Below are 247 nucleotides of genomic sequence, written 5' to 3'. Positions count from 1 at the left end.
ACGGAAAAACAGCTTATGTTCATGTTCCTTACTTAACAGGTAAAGCTCCAATTAAAGTTCAGCCAGTAGTTAAAGTTGAAAAAACAACTACAGTTCAAGATACAGCTAAAGTTCGTGAAGCAGTTAAAGCTCAAGAAGTAGCTGAAACTCAAGCAAAAGCTAAGGCCGCGGAAGCAACTAAAGCTCGCGAAGCAGCTGAAGCTCAAGCAGAAGTTAAGGCTCAAGAAGCGGCTAAAGCTCGTGAAGC

General features: G+C 42.1%; 1 pseudogene. It reads left to right on the top strand.

What is annotated here, in order from left to right:
* Nucleotides 1-247 (top strand): annotated as a pseudogene (locus tag MR167_RS32300) (enterotoxin); the annotation flags it as partial.

Origin of the sequence: Bacillus cereus group sp. BfR-BA-01355 (genome assembly GCF_022663675.1) — a bacterium.
GTDB classification, from domain to species: domain Bacteria; phylum Bacillota; class Bacilli; order Bacillales; family Bacillaceae_G; genus Bacillus_A; species Bacillus_A thuringiensis_S.
Note: the sequence above shows the minus strand (reverse complement) of the source record. Positions and strands in the feature narration are given on the sequence as shown.